Source organism: Citrobacter sp. FDAARGOS_156 (assembly GCF_001559235.2).
Lineage (GTDB): Bacteria > Pseudomonadota > Gammaproteobacteria > Enterobacterales > Enterobacteriaceae > Citrobacter > Citrobacter youngae.
The window spans coordinates 232,716-252,310 of record NZ_CP014030.2 but is presented as its reverse complement, the minus strand read 5'-3'; the positions used below and the strand labels follow the sequence as shown (position 1 = coordinate 252,310).

General features: G+C 52.7%; 19 protein-coding genes and 1 pseudogene. 11 read left to right on the top strand and 9 right to left on the bottom strand.

Annotated elements, in window-relative coordinates; all coding sequences use genetic code 11:
* The first annotated feature begins 61 nt into the window (after window positions 1-61).
* The gene (locus AL515_RS01245) at window positions 62-1,144 is read left to right on the top strand and encodes a cellulase family glycosylhydrolase (RefSeq protein WP_048213760.1); all 1,083 of its coding nucleotides are present in this window, start codon (window positions 62-64) and stop codon (window positions 1,142-1,144) included.
* Here AL515_RS01245 and emrD read toward each other — a convergent pair.
* The 3 genes from emrD to tisB form a co-directional block, all read right to left on the bottom strand.
* Window positions 1,071-2,255: a multidrug efflux MFS transporter EmrD gene (gene emrD / locus AL515_RS01240; RefSeq protein WP_048213759.1), complete on the bottom strand. Its 1,185-nt coding sequence runs from the start codon at window positions 2,253-2,255 to the stop codon at window positions 1,071-1,073. The two genes, AL515_RS01245 and emrD, sit on opposite strands and share 74 nt — an antisense overlap.
* Before the next feature lie 193 nt (window positions 2,256-2,448).
* Window positions 2,449-3,282 carry a DMT family transporter gene (locus tag AL515_RS01235; RefSeq protein WP_061066888.1) on the bottom strand — a complete coding sequence of 278 codons (834 nt, stop codon included), beginning with the start codon at window positions 3,280-3,282 and terminating at the stop codon, window positions 2,449-2,451.
* Between the two features lie 123 nt (window positions 3,283-3,405).
* A complete protein-coding gene (gene tisB, locus AL515_RS01230; protein WP_003023909.1) occupies window positions 3,406-3,495 on the bottom strand; it encodes a type I toxin-antitoxin system toxin TisB in 90 nt (29 codons plus the stop codon).
* Window positions 3,496-4,015: 520 nt separating this feature from the next.
* Between tisB and ivbL the strand changes: the two genes are divergently transcribed.
* The 3 genes from ivbL to ilvN all read left to right on the top strand — a co-directional run bounded on the left by ivbL (window position 4,016) and on the right by ilvN (window position 6,204).
* Window positions 4,016-4,114, top strand: coding sequence for an ilvB operon leader peptide IvbL (gene ivbL, locus AL515_RS01220; protein WP_003827118.1), 99 nt, complete (start codon window positions 4,016-4,018; stop codon window positions 4,112-4,114).
* A gap of 107 nt (window positions 4,115-4,221) precedes the next feature.
* The gene (gene ilvB, locus AL515_RS01215) at window positions 4,222-5,910 is read left to right on the top strand and encodes an acetolactate synthase large subunit (RefSeq protein WP_061066887.1); all 1,689 of its coding nucleotides are present in this window, start codon (window positions 4,222-4,224) and stop codon (window positions 5,908-5,910) included.
* Between the two features lie 3 nt (window positions 5,911-5,913).
* Entirely contained in the window at window positions 5,914-6,204 is a 291-nt protein-coding gene (gene ilvN / locus AL515_RS01210; RefSeq protein WP_003023914.1) for an acetolactate synthase small subunit, read from the top strand.
* Between the two features lie 36 nt (window positions 6,205-6,240).
* Here ilvN and AL515_RS24035 read toward each other — a convergent pair.
* A pseudogene (locus AL515_RS24035) lies at window positions 6,241-6,336 on the bottom strand (hypothetical protein); the annotation flags it as partial.
* Between the two features lie 22 nt (window positions 6,337-6,358).
* Here AL515_RS24035 and uhpA point away from each other — a divergent pair.
* The 4 genes from uhpA (at window position 6,359) to uhpT (ending at window position 11,322) form a co-directional block, all read left to right on the top strand.
* Window positions 6,359-6,952, top strand: a complete 594-nt coding sequence (uhpA, locus tag AL515_RS01205; protein ID WP_003023923.1) for a transcriptional regulator UhpA — start codon at window positions 6,359-6,361, stop codon at window positions 6,950-6,952.
* Entirely contained in the window at window positions 6,949-8,451 is a 1,503-nt protein-coding gene (gene uhpB / locus AL515_RS01200) for a signal transduction histidine-protein kinase/phosphatase UhpB (protein ID WP_061066886.1), read from the top strand. Before uhpA ends, uhpB begins: the two co-directional genes overlap by 4 nt.
* Window positions 8,452-8,460: 9 nt before the next feature.
* On the top strand, window positions 8,461-9,789 hold the full coding sequence (locus AL515_RS01195) for an MFS transporter (protein WP_061066885.1): 1,329 nt from the start codon (window positions 8,461-8,463) through the stop codon (window positions 9,787-9,789).
* Between the two features lie 141 nt (window positions 9,790-9,930).
* Entirely contained in the window at window positions 9,931-11,322 is a 1,392-nt protein-coding gene (gene uhpT, locus AL515_RS01190; RefSeq protein ID WP_003023929.1) for a hexose-6-phosphate:phosphate antiporter, read from the top strand.
* A gap of 47 nt (window positions 11,323-11,369) precedes the next feature.
* Here the strand turns inward: uhpT and AL515_RS01185 are convergent, their stop codons facing one another.
* The 5 genes from AL515_RS01185 to AL515_RS01165 form a co-directional block, all read right to left on the bottom strand.
* Window positions 11,370-11,993, bottom strand: coding sequence for a 2-dehydro-3-deoxy-6-phosphogalactonate aldolase (locus AL515_RS01185; protein WP_061066884.1), 624 nt, complete (start codon window positions 11,991-11,993; stop codon window positions 11,370-11,372).
* Complete coding sequence (locus AL515_RS01180) at window positions 11,986-12,882, bottom strand: 2-dehydro-3-deoxygalactonokinase (protein ID WP_061066883.1); 897 nt, start codon at window positions 12,880-12,882, stop codon at window positions 11,986-11,988. The genes AL515_RS01185 and AL515_RS01180 overlap by 8 nt, the downstream gene beginning before the upstream one ends.
* Window positions 12,883-12,933: 51 nt before the next feature.
* A complete protein-coding gene (locus AL515_RS01175) occupies window positions 12,934-14,244 on the bottom strand; it encodes an MFS transporter (RefSeq protein ID WP_005121510.1) in 1,311 nt (436 codons plus the stop codon).
* 68 nt (window positions 14,245-14,312) lie between these two features.
* On the bottom strand, window positions 14,313-15,830 hold the full coding sequence (locus AL515_RS01170; protein ID WP_061066882.1) for a UxaA family hydrolase: 1,518 nt from the start codon (window positions 15,828-15,830) through the stop codon (window positions 14,313-14,315).
* Window positions 15,831-15,851: 21 nt separating this feature from the next.
* On the bottom strand, window positions 15,852-16,751 hold the full coding sequence (locus AL515_RS01165; protein ID WP_105242125.1) for a dihydrodipicolinate synthase family protein: 900 nt from the start codon (window positions 16,749-16,751) through the stop codon (window positions 15,852-15,854).
* 246 nt (window positions 16,752-16,997) lie between these two features.
* On the opposite strand from AL515_RS01165, the gene AL515_RS01160 reads away from it, so the two are divergent.
* The 3 genes from AL515_RS01160 to nepI all read left to right on the top strand — a co-directional run bounded on the left by AL515_RS01160 (window position 16,998) and on the right by nepI (window position 19,589).
* Window positions 16,998-17,753, top strand: coding sequence for an IclR family transcriptional regulator (locus AL515_RS01160; RefSeq protein WP_005121514.1), 756 nt, complete (start codon window positions 16,998-17,000; stop codon window positions 17,751-17,753).
* A gap of 20 nt (window positions 17,754-17,773) precedes the next feature.
* Window positions 17,774-18,226 (top strand): DUF1198 family protein, encoded by a 453-nt coding sequence (locus AL515_RS01155; RefSeq protein ID WP_061066881.1) that lies wholly within the window; start codon window positions 17,774-17,776, stop codon window positions 18,224-18,226.
* 169 nt (window positions 18,227-18,395) lie between these two features.
* A complete protein-coding gene (gene nepI, locus AL515_RS01150) occupies window positions 18,396-19,589 on the top strand; it encodes a purine ribonucleoside efflux pump NepI (protein WP_061066880.1) in 1,194 nt (397 codons plus the stop codon).
* Window positions 19,590-19,595: the final 6 nt, after the last annotated feature.

The following is a 19,595-nucleotide window of genomic DNA, read 5'->3' as shown; positions in this document are numbered from 1 at the left end:
TTTACGCTTTCTCTCTACACGGAAAGTGAAAAAGCATGCTAAATACGTGATATCACTCCTGATGATTTGCGTAAGGACGACCGTGTTAAAGCCGATTGTTTCCCTTTTACTGTTAGCCAGCGCCACCGTGTATGCCGCGCCCCCTGTGCTGACGGCGGCGCTGTATGCGCAGCAGCTTGGCGTTGGAATGGACGTAGACTGGGCTCGCACAGATCGCGGTATCCGCGAGTTCGATCCGCTGGTGGTACGGGATTTCAAGGCGAAGGGGATCTCTCATGTGCGTATTCGTGTGGCTGGTGAGCCAACAGAAGCCAGGCTCATCCATTTGCGCAAGCTGGTAGAGGCTTGCGAGCAATACGGCGTGATCCCGATCATTGCCTATCAGGCTGACGAATATAAAAAAGACCCCAGCGCCGGTAACGAAAAAGAGGTGGTTAACTGGTGGGTGGCGGTGGCGCATTACTTTGGTCAAGGCTCGCCGTTGCTGGGTTTCGACCTGATATATGAGCCTGCCGATAAGCTTAATCACAATCAGACTTCGCTCAATCGGGTGTACGACAAAACGATTCGCACAATCCACGCCATTTCACCGCAGCGGATGATTTTCATTGCTCCGCGACTGCGCGCGGCACCGGAAGATTTGCCTAATCTGAAATTACCGCCGCAAAGTCAGAATACCGTTCTGGCTGAATGGCATATCTTCCCGTGGGGGCCGCTAAAAAATAACGGTAAGTATCCCTGGACGTCGGGGACTGCGGCAGAAAAAGCCGCCATTCGCGCCCGTATTAATACGGCCATTCACTGGCAACAGAAAACGGGTCATCTCAGTTGGGTGGGGGGCTGGTCGCCGGGAGAGACCATCAAAAACGCGCCTTCTGCCGCGCAAACTGCATTTGCACGGTTTATGGCATGTGAACTGCGCAAGGCGAAAATCCCCTATGCTATCAATGCGGATATGCAGTTCTATGATGGCGAAGAAGGGGCCTGGCGTCCGGCGCTGGAGCCGTTGCTGACGACGATGATCGCGCCAGAATGCGAAAAGCCCGGCGATAAGCCGGGCCATCATACGCTTAAACCGCCTGTCCCTGATGCGACACGCGTGATGCCAGCGGAAGCCAGCAAACAAAAATCAACAGCCCCATAAGGGTCATCAGCAGGCCCAGACTGGCTTGCCCGGTCTGCGGCAGCATGGCAGAAAACCATGCCAGCACGCCGGAACCAATGTTCTGTAATCCCCCAACCAGCGCGCCAGCCGTGCCTGCCAGGAACGGGAAAGGCTCCATTGCACCGCTGGTTGCCAGCGGAAACAACATTCCGGCACCGAAGAAAAACAGTGCGGCAGGAACCAGCAGCGTCCAGACGTTCATCACGTCAAACAGCCCTGGGATCCACATCATTAAACCCGCTACCAGACAGCAGGTCACCGACTGCCACATTAGCGTCGAGAAACGCTTATTCGGGCGACCGGCGAACCATGCGCCGAAAAACGCCGCCGGAATAGGCAGAATAAACAGGATGCTGACCGCCATGCTGCTTAGACCGAGCCGTGCGCCCAATAATACTCCGGAGCAGGCTTCAAAGACTGCAACGCCCGCCAGACCGCCGATCAACATCAGCACGTAACAGGTGAAAGAGCTATTACCAAACAGGGTTTTGTAGCTGGCGATCAGCCGTGGACGCGGCGCACCCGCAGGCCGTGTTTCCGGCATCCAGCGCGCCATGCTAAACGTCACACCCGCACACAGAATCAGCAGGAAAATATAGCAGGCGCGCCAGTTCCACACTGTATCCAGCATGCCGCCAATCAGCGGAGCTAACAGCGGACTGACCAGAATCCCCATGTTTAACAGACTATTGGCGTGGCGAAGTTGCGTGCCTTCGTACAGATCGCGCGGTAACGTTCGCGCCATCACACCGCCGACGCCCGTTCCCATCCCCTGGATTGCGCTGGCGATAATCAGTACCGTCAGGCTATGGGTGGTAATGGCGACCAGCGTGGCCAGCATAAAAATAGACATCCCGGCGAGGATCACCGGGCGGCGCCCTACGCGGTCTGAAAGGGGACCGTAAACCAGTTGCGACACGCCGTAGGTCAGCAGGTAGGCAGCCATTACGCTTTGCACCGCGCCTTCGCGAACGTTCAGTTCACGCGCCATATCAGCAATCGCGGGGATATAAATGGTTTGCGCCATTTGACCTACCGCCACCAGTAATACCAACATCAACAACAAATTGACGCTTCTATGCCTTTTCATTTCGCTGATTACTTTTAAAAAAGAGAAAAAAGAAGAATAAGGTGCTGCACTTTCCCGTAAATGCGCGTGGAATCTACCACAACAGAAAAAGAAGGCCAGATAGTGGGCTGGAATGTTTATGTGCTGGACGGCAGGAAATGTAAACAAAATCCGGCAACAAATGTTGCCGGATTGCATCGGGTTTACAACGACATCATGATAAGCGGAGTAAAACTGCGCCGGCGGCAATACCTCCGGCTGCGATAAGACGTATTCCGGCAACCTTTTCTTTCAGCAGCAGCCACGCGAGCAGTGCGCCAAACAGAATGGATGTTTCACGCAGTGCAGCGACCACCGCCAGCGGGGCCTGAGTCATCGCCCACAGCGCCAGGCCGTAAGACCCCATCGTACCAATCCCGCCAAGAATACCTTTCTTCCACTGGTGCGCCAGATAACGTGACGCTTCCCGGCGGCGGGCGATCATCGCCCAACCCAGCAGGCAGGAGCCGTTCAGAAAGAAGGTCCACAGCGTGTAGCCCAGCGCGGTTTCTGAAAGCCGAACACCGGTGCCATCAACCAGCGTATAACCGGCGATAAAACAGGCATTAATGAGTGCCAGGATAATCCCACGTTGCGAGCCGCAGCGTCCGTTAAATGCCATCCCGAGAATAGCCAGACAGATGGTGGCAATCCCCACCCAGGCGAGTAGCGAGAGGCTATCGCCAAGAAACAGGACGCTGATAATCGCGACCAGCAGCGGCGCTGTGCCGCGCATCAGAGGATAGGTCTGGCTCATATCCGAAACCTGATAGGTTTTAGCGACCAGGACGGTATAGACCACCTGTAATGCGGTTGAGACAGCTAAAAACGGCAGGCTGGCGGCAGAGGGTTGCGGCGCAAAGGGTAAACAAATCAGCGCCATAATCGCAGCGGTTCCGCTGACGCTGATCGCCGAGTACAGCTTGTCGTTTCCCGCTTTTACGATGGCATTCCAGCTGGCATGCAGCAGTGCGGCGAACAGCAAAATGCAGAAAACAGAAAGCGTCATGGCGGAATTCTTCCCTGAGGATGTCATAAAAACGTAACACATTGGCACGACACAAGCACCAGGGAGAAGGTGAAAGGGGAGCGGAGTGTTACCCGCCCCCCTTAGGTGCGACTTGAATCTGAATTACTTAACGTATTTCAGAACGGCATCAAGGAGTTGCAGTGCTGCAACAATGAGTTTGAGGATAAGAATAGCGATATCCACGAGGCTCATACGCTCTCCTTTTGGTACAAGGAGCACGGTGCTGGCGTACCTCGCCGCTGCCTGTTGCCAGCACCTTTGTTGACGTAACACAGTGTGCTCACTTAGGGGGTTAAGGCGCTGACGGCACCACCCGTTTCAGCCAGGACTTTGATGCGCCGGTAAAACAGCGGCCCCCTCGCGCACTGCGAACATTTACAGTATAGATAAATACTGTATGTATGAACAGTATTTTATGGACAAAATCCGCAAAGCGATCCATACTCAGAAACGTCAAAATCCGTGCCTTAAATTGCGCGTTCGTTCCCGATCGCGTATACTTCTTGCGTTGACGTAACACAGTGTGTTCTGCGGTTACCAGCCGCAAACCCTGAAAAAAACCTCGCCCCGGCGGGGTTTTTTGTTTTTACATTGCGTACAGATAAACGTGATCTTTGGCGCATTTTTGCGCAGATGAAAAATTTTCCATTGTCACGCTGAAAAACCTGTGTTTGTATAAATCCTGTTAACCAACAAACAGACAAGGCCCCTAATGAACCCTTCCATGCTGACTGCGACCCTACTAAAAACTGCGCCATCTCGCGCAGCGGTCGTCGTGCGTGTGGTGGTGGTCGTCGGCAATGCGCCGTAGGGTCCGGAACAACACACGATTCCAAAACCCCGCCGGCGCAAACCGGGCGGGGTTTTTCGTTTCAGAGACCTGCCCGGAGCAAAGGCCCAGAATAAAAGGACTGGAGCATGGCAAGTTCGGGCATAACATCCAAGCGTACGCGTTTTACGGGCGCAGAATTCATCGTTCATTTCCTGGAACGTCAGGGAATTAAAGTGGTCACCGGTATTCCTGGCGGCTCAATTCTCCCCGTCTACGACGCCTTGAGCCAAAGCACGAAAATCCGTCATATCCTGGCGCGCCACGAGCAGGGTGCGGGGTTTATCGCCCAGGGGATGGCACGAACCGAGGGTAAACCCGCCGTCTGTATGGCCTGTAGCGGACCGGGCGCAACCAACCTGGTGACCGCTATTGCCGATGCGCGCCTGGATTCCATCCCGTTGGTGTGTATCACCGGTCAGGTTCCGGCCTCGATGATCGGCACCGACGCTTTCCAGGAAGTTGACACCTACGGCATCTCTATCCCCATCACCAAACACAATTATCTGGTTCGCCATATCAATGAATTACCGCAGGTCATGAGCGATGCCTTCCGCATTGCGCAGTCAGGACGCCCAGGCCCGGTGTGGATAGACATACCTAAGGACATTCAAACAGCCGTATTTGAAATTGAAGAGATGCCGGAGCCTGCAGAAAAAGCCCCTGCGCCAACCTTTAGCGCGGACAGCGTTCGCGATGCTGCCGCCATGATTAATGCGGCACAACGCCCGGTGTTGTACCTCGGCGGCGGCGTGATTAACGCGCCGGAGCGCGTTCGTGAGCTGGCCGAAAAAGCAAAACTGCCTACCACCATGACGTTGATGGCGCTGGGCATGCTGCCAAAAGCGCATCCGCTGTCGTTAGGCATGTTGGGTATGCATGGCGCGCGCAGCACCAACTTTATTCTGCAAGAGGCTGATTTACTGATTGTTCTTGGCGCACGTTTTGATGACCGGGCGATTGGTAAAACCGAACAGTTCTGCCCGAATGCCAAAATCATCCACGTTGATATTGACCGCGCGGAGCTGGGTAAAATCAAACAGCCGCACGTGGCCATTCAGGCAGATGTCGATGAGGTGCTGGAACAGCTGATCCCATTGATTGAGGCACAACCGCGGGACGCGTGGCATCAGATGGTGGCCGATTTACAACGCGAATTCCCTTGTACTATTCCACAGGAAAGCGATCCGCTCAGCCATTATGGGCTGATTAACGCCGTTGCCGCCTGCGTGGACGACAGCGCGATTATCACTACCGACGTCGGCCAGCACCAGATGTGGGCGGCGCAGGCTTACCCGCTGAACCGTCCGCGCCAGTGGCTGACGTCTGGTGGTCTGGGAACCATGGGCATTGGCCTGCCTGCGGCGATTGGTGCGGCGCTGGCGAACCCGGACAAGAAAGTGCTGTGCTTCTCTGGCGACGGCAGCCTGATGATGAATATTCAGGAAATGGCGACTGCCAGCGAAAATCAGCTGGATATTAAAATTATCCTGATGAATAACGAAGCACTGGGTCTGGTGTATCAGCAGCAGAGCCTGTTCTATAAGCAAGGCGTGTTTGCTGCGACCTATCCGGGGATGATTAACTTTATGCAGATTGCCGCCGGTTTTGGTCTCGAAACCTGCGATTTAAATCATGAAGCGGACCCACAGGCGGCGCTGCAGGAGATAATCAATCGTCCAGGACCCGCGCTGATCCACGTACGTATTGATGCAGAAGAAAAAGTGTATCCGATGGTACCGCCGGGTGCGGCAAACACTGAAATGGTGGGGGAATAAGCCATGCAACAGCAGACTCATGACAACGTAATCCTGGAACTCACCGTACGCAACCACCCGGGTGTAATGACCCACGTTTGTGGGCTGTTTGCCCGCCGTGCGTTCAACGTGGAAGGTATCCTCTGTCTACCGATTCAGGACAGTGATAAGAGCCGTATCTGGCTATTGGTGAATGATGACCAGCGTCTGGAGCAGATGATAAGCCAGATCGACAAACTGGAAGATGTGGTGAAAGTGGCCCGCAATCAGTCCGATCCGTCGATGTTTAACAAAATCACCGTGTTCTTTGAGTGATTCGCTCAAGGCTTGAACACCAAAGCACTTATCGTTAAGGTAAGCGCTTTTGCCGGATGGCGGTATTAATGCCTTATCCGGCCTACAACGGCACCTGCCCGTAGGCCTGATAAGCGCAGCGCCATCAGGCATGTCTTAGCGCCAGGATGAACCCATGATTACCGTTGCCCTTATTGACGACCACCTTATCGTCCGCTCCGGCTTTGCCCAACTGCTGGGGCTGGAACCTGATTTGCAGGTGGTGGCTGAGTTTGGCTCAGGCAGTGAGGCGCTGGCGGGATTACCGGGGCGCGGCGTGCAGGTCTGTATCTGTGATATCTCGATGCCAGATATCTCCGGTCTTGAACTGTTAAGTCAGTTGCCAAAAGGAATGGCGATTATCATGCTCTCCGTCCACGACAGCCCGGCGCTGGTGGAGCAGGCGCTCAACGCGGGCGCGCGTGGTTTCCTTTCTAAACGCTGTAGCCCGGATGAGCTGATCGCAGCGGTGCATACCGTGGCGACCGGCGGCTGTTACCTGACGCCGGACATCGCCGTCAAACTGGCGGCCGGGCGTCAGGACCCGCTCACCAAACGTGAACGTCAGGTGGCAGAAAAACTGGCGCAAGGGATGGCAGTCAAAGAGATTGCGGCTGAACTGGGCTTGTCACCAAAAACGGTACACGTGCACCGCGCCAACCTGATGGAAAAGTTGGGCGTAAGCAACGATGTTGAACTGGCTCGGCGGATGTTTGACGGCTGGCAATGAACACGTTCTTTTCCCGGTTAGTCACCATTGTTGCCTGCTTTTTTATCTTCTCTGCCGCATGGTTTTGCCTGTGGAGCATCAGCCTGCATCTGGTTGAACGCCCGGAGCTGGCAGTGCTGCTGTTTCCATTCGGCCTGCGCCTGGGCTTAATGCTGCAATGTCCGCGCGGCTACTGGCCGGTACTGTTGGGTGCGGAATGGCTGCTTCTGTTCTGGCTGGCGCAGGAAGTGGCGCTGTCCCATCTGCCGCTTTTGGTGATCGGTAGCTTTCTCACCTTACTTCCCGTCGCACTGACCTCACGTTTCCGCCATCAGCGTGACTGGCGCACATTGTTATTACAGGGGGCAGCGCTGACCGCAGCGGCACTGTTGCAATCGCTACCATGGCTTGGGCAAGGTGAAGAGGCGTGGACCGTGCTGCTGCTGACGCTCACCGGTGGGCTGACGCTGGCGCCGATCTGCCTGGTATTCTGGCACTATCTGACCAGCACCACCTGGCTGCCGCTGGGACCGGCGGTGGTTTCTCAACCTGTGAACTGGCGCGGACGACATCTGGTCTGGTACCTGCTGTTGTTCAGTGTCAGCCTGTGGTTGCAGTTGGGTCTGCCGAATGAATTGTCGCGCTTTACGCCGTTTTGCCTCGCGCTACCGATTATTGCACTTGCCTGGCACTATGGCTGGCAGGGGGCGCTGATCGCAACGCTAATGAATGCCATCGCGCTGATTGCCAGCCAGACCTGGCACGACCATCCCGTCGACTTGCTGCTCTCCTTGCTGGCGCAGAGCCTGACCGGGTTGCTGCTCGGCGCGGGTATTCAGCGCCTGCGTGAACTCAACCAGTCGCTGCAAAACGAGCTGGCACGTAATCATCGGCTGGCCGAGCGTTTGTTGGAAACCGAAGAAAGCGTGCGCCGCGACGTGGCGCGTGAACTGCACGATGATATCGGCCAGACCATCACCGCGATTCGTACTCAGGCCGGTATCGTTCAGCGGCTGGCTCCGGAGAACGTGGGCGTGAAGCGCAGCGGGGCGCATATCGAGCAGCTTTCTCTCGGGGTATACGATTCGGTACGTCGCCTGTTGGGGCGTTTACGCCCGCGCCAGTTAGATGATTTAACGCTGGAGCAGGCTATCCGTTCGTTGATGCGGGAAATGGAGCTGGAAAGTCGCGGTATCGTCAGCCATCTCGACTGGCATATTGATGAATCTGCACTCAGTGAAAGCCAGCGGGTGACGCTGTTTCGCGTCTGCCAGGAGGGACTGAACAATATTGTTAAGCATGCTAATGCCAGCGCGGTGACGCTCCAGGGCTGGTTACAGGATGAGCGGTTGATGCTGGTGATTGAGGACGATGGCAGCGGCCTGCCGCCGGGTTCGAATAAGCAGGGATTTGGCCTCACCGGGATGCGTGAGCGCATTACGGCCCTCGGCGGTAAGCTTTCGATATCCTGTACGCACGGTACGCGGGTCAGCGTCTCTTTGCCTCAGCGTTATGTGTAAGGAATGGCAATGTTTCAGTTTCTAAAAGCCCCGGCTAATGCGCCACTCATTACCAATAAAAGTGAGGTAGATGCCCGTTATCGCTACTGGCGGCGGCATATTCTGACCACCATCTGGCTTGGCTACGCGCTGTTCTATTTCACGCGCAAAAGCTTCAACGCTGCGGTGCCGGATATCCTCACCAGCGGTGTGCTGACCCGCAGCGACATTGGCCTGTTGGCAACGCTGTTTTACATCACTTACGGCCTGTCGAAGTTTGTCTCTGGTATCGTCAGCGATCGTTCCAACGCCCGCTATTTTATGGGCATTGGTTTGATTGCCACCGGCGTGGTAAACATCCTGTTCGGTTTCTCGACCTCGCTTTGGGCCTTTGCGCTACTGTGGGCACTGAATGCGTTCTTCCAGGGCTGGGGGTCGCCGGTCTGCGCGCGTTTATTGACCGCGTGGTATTCGCGTACCGAGCGCGGCGGCTGGTGGGCGCTGTGGAATACCGCGCACAACGTCGGCGGGGCGCTGATACCTATCGTGATGGCGGCGACGGCGCTGCATTATGGCTGGCGTGCAGGAATGATGATTGCCGGAATACTGGCGATTGTGGTCGGATTTTTCCTGTGCTGGCGGTTGCGCGACAGGCCGCAGGCGATTGGCTTACCTCCGGTTGGCGACTGGCGACATGATGAGTTAGAAATTGCCCAGCAGCAGGAGGGCGCAGGCTTAACCCGCAAAGAAATTCTCACTCGCTATGTGTTGCTGAATCCCTACATCTGGCTGCTGTCGTTGTGTTATGTGCTGGTGTACGTGGTACGTGCGGCGATCAATGACTGGGGTAATCTGTACATGTCAGAAACGCTGGGGGTCGATCTGGTGACCGCCAACACCGCGGTGACCATGTTTGAACTGGGCGGGTTTATTGGGGCTCTGGTGGCGGGTTGGGGGTCAGATAAGCTGTTCAACGGCAATCGTGGGCCAATGAACCTGATTTTTGCCGCCGGGATTTTGCTTTCCGTCGGTTCGCTGTGGCTGATGCCGTTCGCCAGCTACGTGATGCAGGCAGCGTGCTTCTTCACCACCGGATTTTTCGTCTTTGGCCCGCAAATGCTGATTGGTATGGCGGCGGCGGAGTGCTCGCACAAAGAGGCGGCAGGTGCAGCAACCGGTTTTGTTGGGCTGTTCGCTTACCTGGGCGCTTCGCTCTCCGGTTGGCCGCTGGCGAAGGTAATGGAAGTCTGGCACTGGACCGGATTCTTTGTGGTTATCGCCATCGCGGCGGGGATCTCCGCGCTGTTGCTGTTGCCGTTTTTGAATGCCCAGGCGCCGCGTGAGCCTGGTGAAGCGTGATGTACCTCACCTTTTTGCCCCGAGTGGGGTAAAACTAAGAAATTTTCCCGGTTTCACCTGGACGCTGTCTCAGGCGTGATCCCCGGCTGATTTTTACAATGCCTGCTATTCGCAGGTATAAAAATTAGCTCGGAGAGTCCTATGCTGGCCTTCTTAAACCAGGTGCGCAAGCCAACCCTGGATCTGCCGCTCGATGTGCGGCGCAAAATGTGGTTCAAACCGTTCATGCAGTCTTATCTGGTAGTTTTCATCGGCTACCTGACCATGTACCTGATCCGCAAAAACTTCAACATCGCGCAGAACGACATGATCTCCACCTACGGGCTGAGCATGACGCAACTGGGGATGATTGGCCTGGGCTTCTCCATCACCTACGGCGTGGGTAAAACGCTGGTTTCTTATTACGCGGATGGCAAAAACACCAAGCAGTTCCTGCCGTTTATGTTGATCCTCTCTGCTATCTGTATGCTCGGTTTTAGCGCCAGCATGGGGGCGGGTTCGACCAGCCTGTTTCTGATGATCGCCTTTTACGCGCTGAGCGGCTTCTTCCAGAGTACCGGCGGCTCGTGTAGTTATTCCACCATCACCAAATGGACGCCGCGTCGCAAGCGCGGTTCTTACCTCGGCATGTGGAACATCTCCCACAACCTCGGTGGCGCGGGCGCGGCGGGTGTGGCGTTGTTTGGCGCCAACTACCTGTTCGACGGTCACGTCATCGGGATGTTTATCTTCCCGTCGATTATCGCCCTGATTGTCGGTTTTATCGGCCTACGCTACGGCAGCGACTCCCCGGAATCTTACGGCCTCGGTAAAGCCGAAGAGCTGTTCGGTGAAGAGATCAGCGAAGAGGACAAAGAGACCGAAGAAAACGAGATGACCAAATGGCAGATCTTTGTTGAGTACGTGCTGAAAAACAAAGTGATCTGGCTGCTGTGTTTCTCGAACATCTTCCTGTACGTGGTGCGTATCGGTATTGACCAGTGGTCCACCGTCTACGCTTTCCAGGAGCTGAAGCTCTCCAAAGAAGTGGCGATTCAGGGCTTTACCCTGTTTGAAGTGGGCGCGCTGGTCGGCACGCTACTGTGGGGCTGGCTCTCTGACCTGGCGAATGGTCGCCGGGCGCTGGTGGCCTGCGTGGCGCTGGCATTAATCATTGCGACACTGGGCGTTTATCAGCACGCCAGCAACCAGTATGTCTATCTGGCGTCGCTGTTTGCCCTCGGCTTTCTGGTGTTTGGTCCGCAGCTGTTGATTGGCGTGGCGGCAGTCGGATTTGTGCCGAAAAAAGCGATCGGCGCAGCCGATGGGATTAAAGGGACATTCGCCTATCTGATTGGTGACAGCTTCGCCAAGCTTGGTCTGGGGATGATTGCCGACGGTACGCCGATTTTCGGCCTCACCGGCTGGGCAGGAACCTTCGCCGCGCTGGACACCGCCGCCATCGGTTGTATCTGCCTGATGGCCATCGTGGCCGTGTTTGAAGAACGTAAAATTCGTCGCGAGAAAAAGATTCAACAATTGAAAGTCGCTTAAGTTAAGTGTGCATTGGTAACTTTTGCCCGCCTTAATGGCGGGCTTTTTTATGCCTCATTATGCTGACAGTAGCTGTTATAAGCCTCAACAAATAACTTCGCATTTGTTGCAGTTTGGTGGACAGATTGCCCAATGCGATAAAGATCGCTGCCTAATCCGGCACTGTAACAACCTGCATTCAGGTAATGAGACAGATTGTCAGGGCGAATTCCGCCTACGGCATATAAAGGTGTTTGAGGAGGTAAAACCGCTTTTAATGCCCGGATGTAATTCGGTCCCAGTTCTCCCGCAGGGAAAATTTTCAGTCCATCTGCGCCGTGCCTGAGTGCAAGAAATGCTTCGCTGGCTGTGTGGCAACCGATGCAGGTTTTCATTTGGGCCGCTTTGGCGGCATCAATTAATTCCGGATCGGTGTTGGGTGTAAGGATAAATGCGCATCCAAGTGAAGAGAGAGTGCTGATATCCGCGACATGAGTAACCGTCCCTGCACCGATTTTTATCGTCTGGCCATAATGCTCCACGGCCAAAGCAATACTGCTTTTCCAGTCTGGAGAATTCAGCGGTATTTCTATTGTGCTGAAGCCAGCTGTGATCAGCGCGTCAATATGAGCCAGCACCTCATCAGGCTTCACCCCGCGCAGAATGGCGACCAAAGGGTTACGGCTATTCATGTAAAAGTCTCCTGATACCATTAATAAATGCTTTTTCACCATTGCACAGACGACAGCGATAACCGAAATGATGAAACAAACTTTGATAGCGGCTGAGCAAATCTTCATTGCCTACCAAAACGACTTCTTCCCCGGTGTTAATGGCGTAATGCTGTAGCATTTGCGCGATTTCGTGGCCAATCAGTAATCCTGAGAGAGATTCGTATAGCGTGTCGGGTGGCAAGGAATGGCTGAGTATTCGAGCTCTGAGGTCAAATACACTGCGGGATAAACACGTTTCATTCCAGCCACGTTCGGCTCCGTCTAAAAAAGCCTGAATGTTCGTGTTTTGTTCCCCGGCATTTTTTCCCACTATGGAATAGTGGGAGAGCAAATGAAAAAACTCGCCGGTCATGATAGTTTGAAAATCGCAGACGATACCCTCTTGCACCTGAACCCATTTGCTGTGTGTCCCAGGGAAGACGTACCAGAGGTCATCAGTCAGGGCGCCAAAAAGTTGCGTTTCCTCTCCACGCATGACGTTGTAGGTTTTCGGTCCGGCAATTTGCAGACCCGGTACGATGAAAGTGGGAAAAGGACCCGCATCCTCAACCGCTGTCAGATGCTGCGATAATGCGCTTAACGGGGTTGGGCAACGCAAATAGTGGCTATCTACCCAACCGATATTACTGCCCACCATACCGCTCATTATGACGGTTGTATCTTTGCTTAATGGCTGCGGACATAAACTTAGCAGTGTTAGCCAGGTATCTTTGAATGCGTCAGGATTATGCTTGAGTACACCATTCTGATCGGCGTGTTGCCAGACACATTGATTCTGTTGATAGACCCAAATGCGCAGGTTGCTGGAGCCCCAATCCACGGCAATAAAATTCTCTGAATTGAACATACATCATTCCTGATACGAAAAGATGGCCCTAAGCGGGCCATATTCAGGGGATTACTCGTCGGCAATAACCATTTTTTTATCAAAATTGATCAGCAGCGAGCAGATGAGATAACCCACAGCAGCCAGTGCAAAGAACATCATGGCGGCGTAATAATTTCCGGTGGATTGCACCAGGAAACCGATAAAAATTGGCAGGATAGCGGCGAATAAGTTACTGGTGAAGTTCATGGTCCCACAGATGGTACCCGCAACAGATTGCGCGCCTAGCAGCCCTGGTATTGACCAGTAAACACTGGCCCACCGCAGTGGGAAAAGGGCAATGGTGAGCAGGGTTATCGCAACGGCTGGTGTAGAACTTTGTGCGCAAAGGAAAATACCAACGCCAGCGGTAGTGGCAGAAATAGCCAACATTGTATGCATCACACGGCTTGTTTTTGCCCCTTTGCTGCGCCATTTATCCATAATGTAGCCGCCGGTCAGTTGGCCGACAAAACACAGCAAGAAGATCAGCGCCATTGCTCCACCCATCGATTTGATATCGAAACCGTAGGTGGCCTGAAAGTAGAGCGGCAGCCAGGTCATCAGGCCGTAGAACACAAAGCTGTAGCAAACCCAACCACCGATGAGCGCAATCACATTCCGTTGTTTTAGATAAGGTTTGATGTCGGCCAGACGGTATTTCTTGCTGCTGGTTTCAGCACCGTTTGCAGCGGTAATATGGTCCAGTTCTGCTTTATTAATGCTGGGATGTTCTGATGGATAAGTGCGGATGTACCACCAGGCCAGTAAGCCGACCACCATTGTTCCCACACCTGCCACCACAAATGCCATACGCCAGGAGTCGAAAAAAGCAATAAGTCCTGCGATGATCACCGCCCCTAATGCCGTCCCCAACGGCGCGCCGCCATCAAGTAGCATCGAACCACGCCCGCGTTCTGTTGGTGTTAACCATGTCCCCATTAACTTTGCGCCAGCGGGCATAATTGGAGATTCAGTAACGCCTAACCCCAGTCGAGAAAGTGAGAGAGTAAAAATGGAGTGGCACAGCGCCGCGACGGCCTGAAATGCTCCCCATAAGATAGTGGCCAGCGCTATGATATTTCTCGCTTTAAATTTATCAGCAATAACTCCACTGGGAATTTGCATCAAAGCATAAGCCCAGAAAAAGGCACTATGAATAACCCCAACAACGCGTGTGTCAGTAATGCCAAATTCATCCGTAATATATGGCATGGCAATGGAAAGAGATGTGCGGTCAATATAATTAATGGCGCCTAATAAAAGCATGATGATAAATATCCGCCATCTTACAGTTGTTGCCTTTAATTTTTCTTCTTCAGTATTTGCATTAACAAGAGACATAAGGACTCCTTGCCATACTCATAATAATATGAGTATGGCGGTACGAGGTATTATTATATTGTGAAGTGTTACATTATGGAGCCAATAGTCCATGGGACGAATTCTTGACTGCCATAGCCAAATTCCTCACTCTTTGTTTTTTTACCGGATGCCATCTCAAGAATCATCTGGTAAATACGTTCACCGACTTCCGCAATTGTTTCTTCCCCCTCTACAATAGTTCCGCAATTTATATCCATATCCTCCTGCTGACGTTCCCAAAGTGCGTTATTGGTAGCCAGCTTCAGACTTGGGGTTGGTTTGGATCCAAACGCCGAACCGCGGCCTGTTGTGAAGCAGAGAAGATTTGCCCCACCGGCGATTTGCCCCGTGACGGCAATAGGGTCATACCCTGGTGTATCCATAAAGACAAAACCTTTCGCGGTAACTGGTTCCGCGTACTCATACACTTCTGTCAGATTTGTTGTGCCTGCTTTAGCAATACCACCGAGTGATTTTTCCAGTATTGTCGTCAGCCCTCCGACTTTGTTACCCGCAGAGGGATTATTGTTCATTTCACTTCCAGTGCGGCGACAGTATTCTTCCCACCAGTGAATACGGGCGATAAGTTTTTCCCCGACTTCACGGGAAACGGCGCGGCGAGTAAGAAGATGCTCTGCACCATAAATTTCGGAGGTTTCAGATAATATCGCTGTTCCACCTTGTTGGATCAACTTATCTGCCGCATAACCCAGCGCAGGATTGGCTGAAATCCCGGAATAACTGTCGGAACCGCCACATTCCAATGCGAGAATGATTTCTGATACAGGGATTGGTTGACGTGTTACCCGGTTAGCAACAGGCAGCATTTGGTTAACCAGGTTAATTCCTTTTTCAATGGCATGACGTGTGCCGCCCACCTCCTGAATGGTATAGCTGTGCATCATTGGGCCATCAGCTAACCCATGGGCGTTCATCATATCTTTAATTTGGCTGGATTCGCATCCCAGCCCAACGATGATTACTCCGGCAAAGTTTGCATGGGTGGCATAACCAGCCATCGTACGTCTCATGACATCCATTGATTCACTTTTAGATCCGATGGCACAGCCAAAACTTTGTGGCAACGACACCACGCCATCAACATTTGGGTAGTCTGCAAGACCATGCAGACGAAAGTGATCCTCAATCGCTCTGACGACCGTAGCACTACAGTTTACGGAGCTTAAAATGCCGATGTAGTTGCGTGTAGCAGCGCGGCCGTCAGCCCGGCGGATACCCAAAAAAGTATCCTGTTGAGGAACCGAAGAGGGAGAATGGCAGTCTTCACCCCAGGCATAATCTCGTTCAAAATCGCCCATACCTAAATTATGCATGTGGACGTGTTCGCCGGGCTTAATTGGCTGAGTTGCGAAGCCAATAATCTGCCCATAACGTTTGACCGCATCACCTACGTTACACGCATGCAGGGCGATTTTATGCCCTGCTGGAATTTCACTTAGCACCGTAATTTGTTCTTCTTCAAGCCAGGTGCCCACGGGGACCGTCTGTCTTGCGATAACCACATCATCTTTGGGATTCAATTTTAGTACAGGGTTGATGTTCATTATCATTGCTCTCATGCTGGTTTACACCGAAATACGGGATAAAATATTTTTAACCTGCGCTATTTTTTCTTCATTCAACGGTAATGCAGGAGGGACAACTGCGGTTGATATGTCCACACCACTTAATTTTATGGCTGTCTTTATAACGCCAAAGAACGGTTGTTCTAATGCATATAAAGGTGATAATCCTGACAGTTGTTGTTGAAGTGCTTTAGCCGTGGCGAGATCGTTCTGCTGAACAGCCTGATAAATTCCGCGCGTAATATTAGGTGCAAAGTTAAATGTTGCCGGAATTCCACCATGCCCCCCCAACATTAATGTATCAAGTAAATATTCGTCATAGCCGCTGAAAATGATAAAATCTTGGCGGAAACAGTGAACTTGATTGATGATTTCCCTGGTGTGGCTAATATTATCAATAGTGTCTTTAATTCCGACGATATTGGGTACTTCGCGGGCAAGGCGTGTGATGACGTTTAAACCAATATCCTGGCCGGTTAGTTCTGGAAAGTTATATAGGAAGACTGGAACGTTTAACGCTTCAGCAATTCTTTTGTAATGCGTAAAGCGGGCTTCTTCGCTGAGTTTTGCATAATAAGGATTGACTACCAGTACTCCTTGCGCGCCCGCTTTTTCGGCATGCTTTCCAAGCTGGATAGTTTCTGCTGTGCTAGCGCAGGCGATACCGATAAGTACGGGGACCCTGCCGGCAACATGCTGCAGACTAAATTCTGCAATCTGTTTTCTTTGTTCAGACGAGAAATGTGAAAATTCGCCGCCGCTGCCCAGAATTAGCATTCCGTCGGCACCATTGCTAATCACATGATCAATCATTACCGCCATTCCTGCGCGATCCAATTCACCGTTATCGTCAACGATGGTCGGTACTGGCGGGAAGATGCCCTTAAAAACGTTCAACATGCTCACTCCTTATTGTTCTGTATATGGAACTTATGTTCTGTATGTTGAAGTTAGTACAGCAAATATCCAAATCGTTCGTCAATGCTTTTTGCAGAACAAATGAACAACTGTGAGGTGGATCGGGTTTGCGGATGTAAGATTTAGGCAACAGAGCGCAGTTTGCATATGTGCAAAAAAGCCGCATACTTGGGAAAAGTGATTGCGGTATACTGTGCAGAGTCTATGAATAAAAAAGATTAATTGCGCATGAACCAAGACATCACGACTTCTGTTCCCGCTCTGGATAAGACGGTAAAAATCTGTAATTACCTTTTTAATTCTCCTGGAGCAACATTCAGTCAGATCCAGCAGGATCTGGCATTGCCAAAAAGCAGCACGTCTTCTCTGCTAAATGCGCTGGTTGAGCATCATCTTTTGCGTCTGGAAAAGGGGCGTTTCTTTTTAGGATTGAAGCTGTACGAATGGGGAAATCGTTCATTGGAGCAGTTTGATATCCGTAATGCAGCGCTTCCTGTTTTGGAAAAACTGCGTCAACAAACGGACCTGACCTGTCACTTGGGCATATTGGATGAAGTCGCGCCAATTTATCTTATGAAGCTGGAAAACACCCAGCCGATTGGCATTCGTACCTGGGTCGGTAAAAAATTGCCGATGCACAGTTCCGGTGTAGGGAAAGCGCTGTGTGCCTGGCTGCCGCAGGATAAAATCGACGAACTGTTGCCGGATGAAGACCTGCCGAAATATACCGATACCACCATTACCAGCAAAAAAGCGTTGATGAAGGAATTTGCCAGAATCCGCGCGCAAGGCTGGGTATTTGATAATGCGGAAGACTCTCCTGGTATCTATTGCATTGCCGCACCGGTATTTAACCGTAATAAAGATGTGATTGCAGCAATCAGCATCAGTGGCGTTGAACTACAAATGCCAAAAGATTGTATTCCACAATATTCTCAGTGGGTGCGCGAAGCCTGCCAGTCACTCTCGGCAAAATTAGTTTAAGTATGCAGGTGTCGTAGTTAATGATCTGGATAATGCTGGCCACCCTGGTGGTTGTTTTTGTGGTGGGATTTCGGGTGCTGACGTCCGGTTCACGACGCGCAATTCGCCGTTTGAGCGAGCGACTGAATATTGATGTCGTGCCGGTAGAGTCGATGATCGATCAGATGGGAAAAGTACAGGGTGAGGCGTTTTTACAGTACCTACACCGCCCGGATGAATCGCATCTGCAAAATGCTGCCCAGGTGTTGTTGATCTGGCAAATCGTGATTGTCGACAGCAGTGAGCCGAATCTACTGCAATGGCACCGCTGGCTGCAAAAAGCCCGGCTGGCTGCACCTATTACCGATGCGCAGGTACGTCTGGCGCTCGGTTTTCTGCGTGAGATGGAGCCGGATATGCAGGAACTTAATGCGTTCCAGATGCGCTATAACGCCTTTTTCCAACCCGAGGATGGCGTGCATTGGTTGCATTGATAGTCATGCCTGATGGCGTTACGGTTCTCAGGTCGATAAAAGGGCCCTGCCGTAGATGGAATAAGCCACATCGCCATTCAGCGGTGAAAGTTGTTGAAACGTTAAATAGGTCACAAATTTAATGTTACACTGCGTAACTTTTCTACAATAACCCCACGCAGGTAACAAAATGAGTGAAGCTGTTGAACAAAAATCCCGCGCTGAGGCAAATTCCCGACCTAACTGGTCGGCGGTATTTGCCGTGGCGTTCTGCGTTGCCTGCCTGATAACTGTTGAGTTCCTGCCCGTTAGCCTGTTAACGCCGATGGCGCAGGATCTGGGTATTTCGGAAGGTGTTGCCGGGCAATCGGTGACCGTGACGGCATTTGTCGCCATGTTCGCCAGCCTCTTTGTGACGCAAATTATTCAGGCGACCGATCGTCGCTACGTGGTGATCCTGTTTTCGGTGCTGCTGACGCTTTCCTGTCTGCTGGTTTCCTTTGCCAACTCTTTTTCGCTGCTGCTCATTGGCCGTGCCTGCCTCGGTCTGGCGCTCGGTGGATTCTGGGCAATGTCGGCGTCGCTGACCATGCGTCTGGTTCCTGCACGTACGGTGCCGAAGGCGCTGTCGGTTATTTTTGGCGCAGTCTCCATCGCGCTGGTGATTGCTGCACCGCTGGGGAGCTTTTTAGGCGGCATTATCGGCTGGCGTAATGTGTTTAATGCGGCGGCGGTGATGGGCGTGCTGTGCACGATTTGGGTGGTGAGAGCGCTGCCATCGCTGCCTGGCGAGCCGTCGCACCAAAAACAAAATATGTTCAGTCTGCTGCAACGTCCGGGCGTGATGGCTGGCATGATCGCCATCTTTATGTCCTTTGCCGGGCAGTTCGCCTTCTTTACCTATATTCGCCCGATCTATATGAATATGGCGGGCTTTGACGTTGATGGCCTGACGTTGGTGCTGCTGAGCTTCGGTATTGCCAGCTTTGTTGGTACGTCGCTTTCGTCGATGATTTTGAAGCGTTCGGTCAAACTGGCGTTAGCCGGTGCGCCACTGGTGCTGGCGCTCAGTGCGCTGGTCCTGATTCTGTGGGGCAGTGACAAAGTGGTGGCGGCGGGTATTGCGATTATCTGGGGACTGTTGTTTGCGCTGGTACCGGTCGGCTGGTCGACGTGGATCACGCGCTCGCTTGCCGATCAGGCAGAAAAAGCCGGATCGGTGCAGGTCGCCGTGATCCAGCTTGCCAATACCTGTGGGGCTGCGGTGGGAGGCTATGCGCTCGATACTCTCGGACTGCTGTCACCCCTGATGATTTCCGGCAGCCTGATGCTGCTGACGGCGCTTCTGGTGGCAGCAAAAGTTCGCATAAAGGGTATGCAATAAACTAAC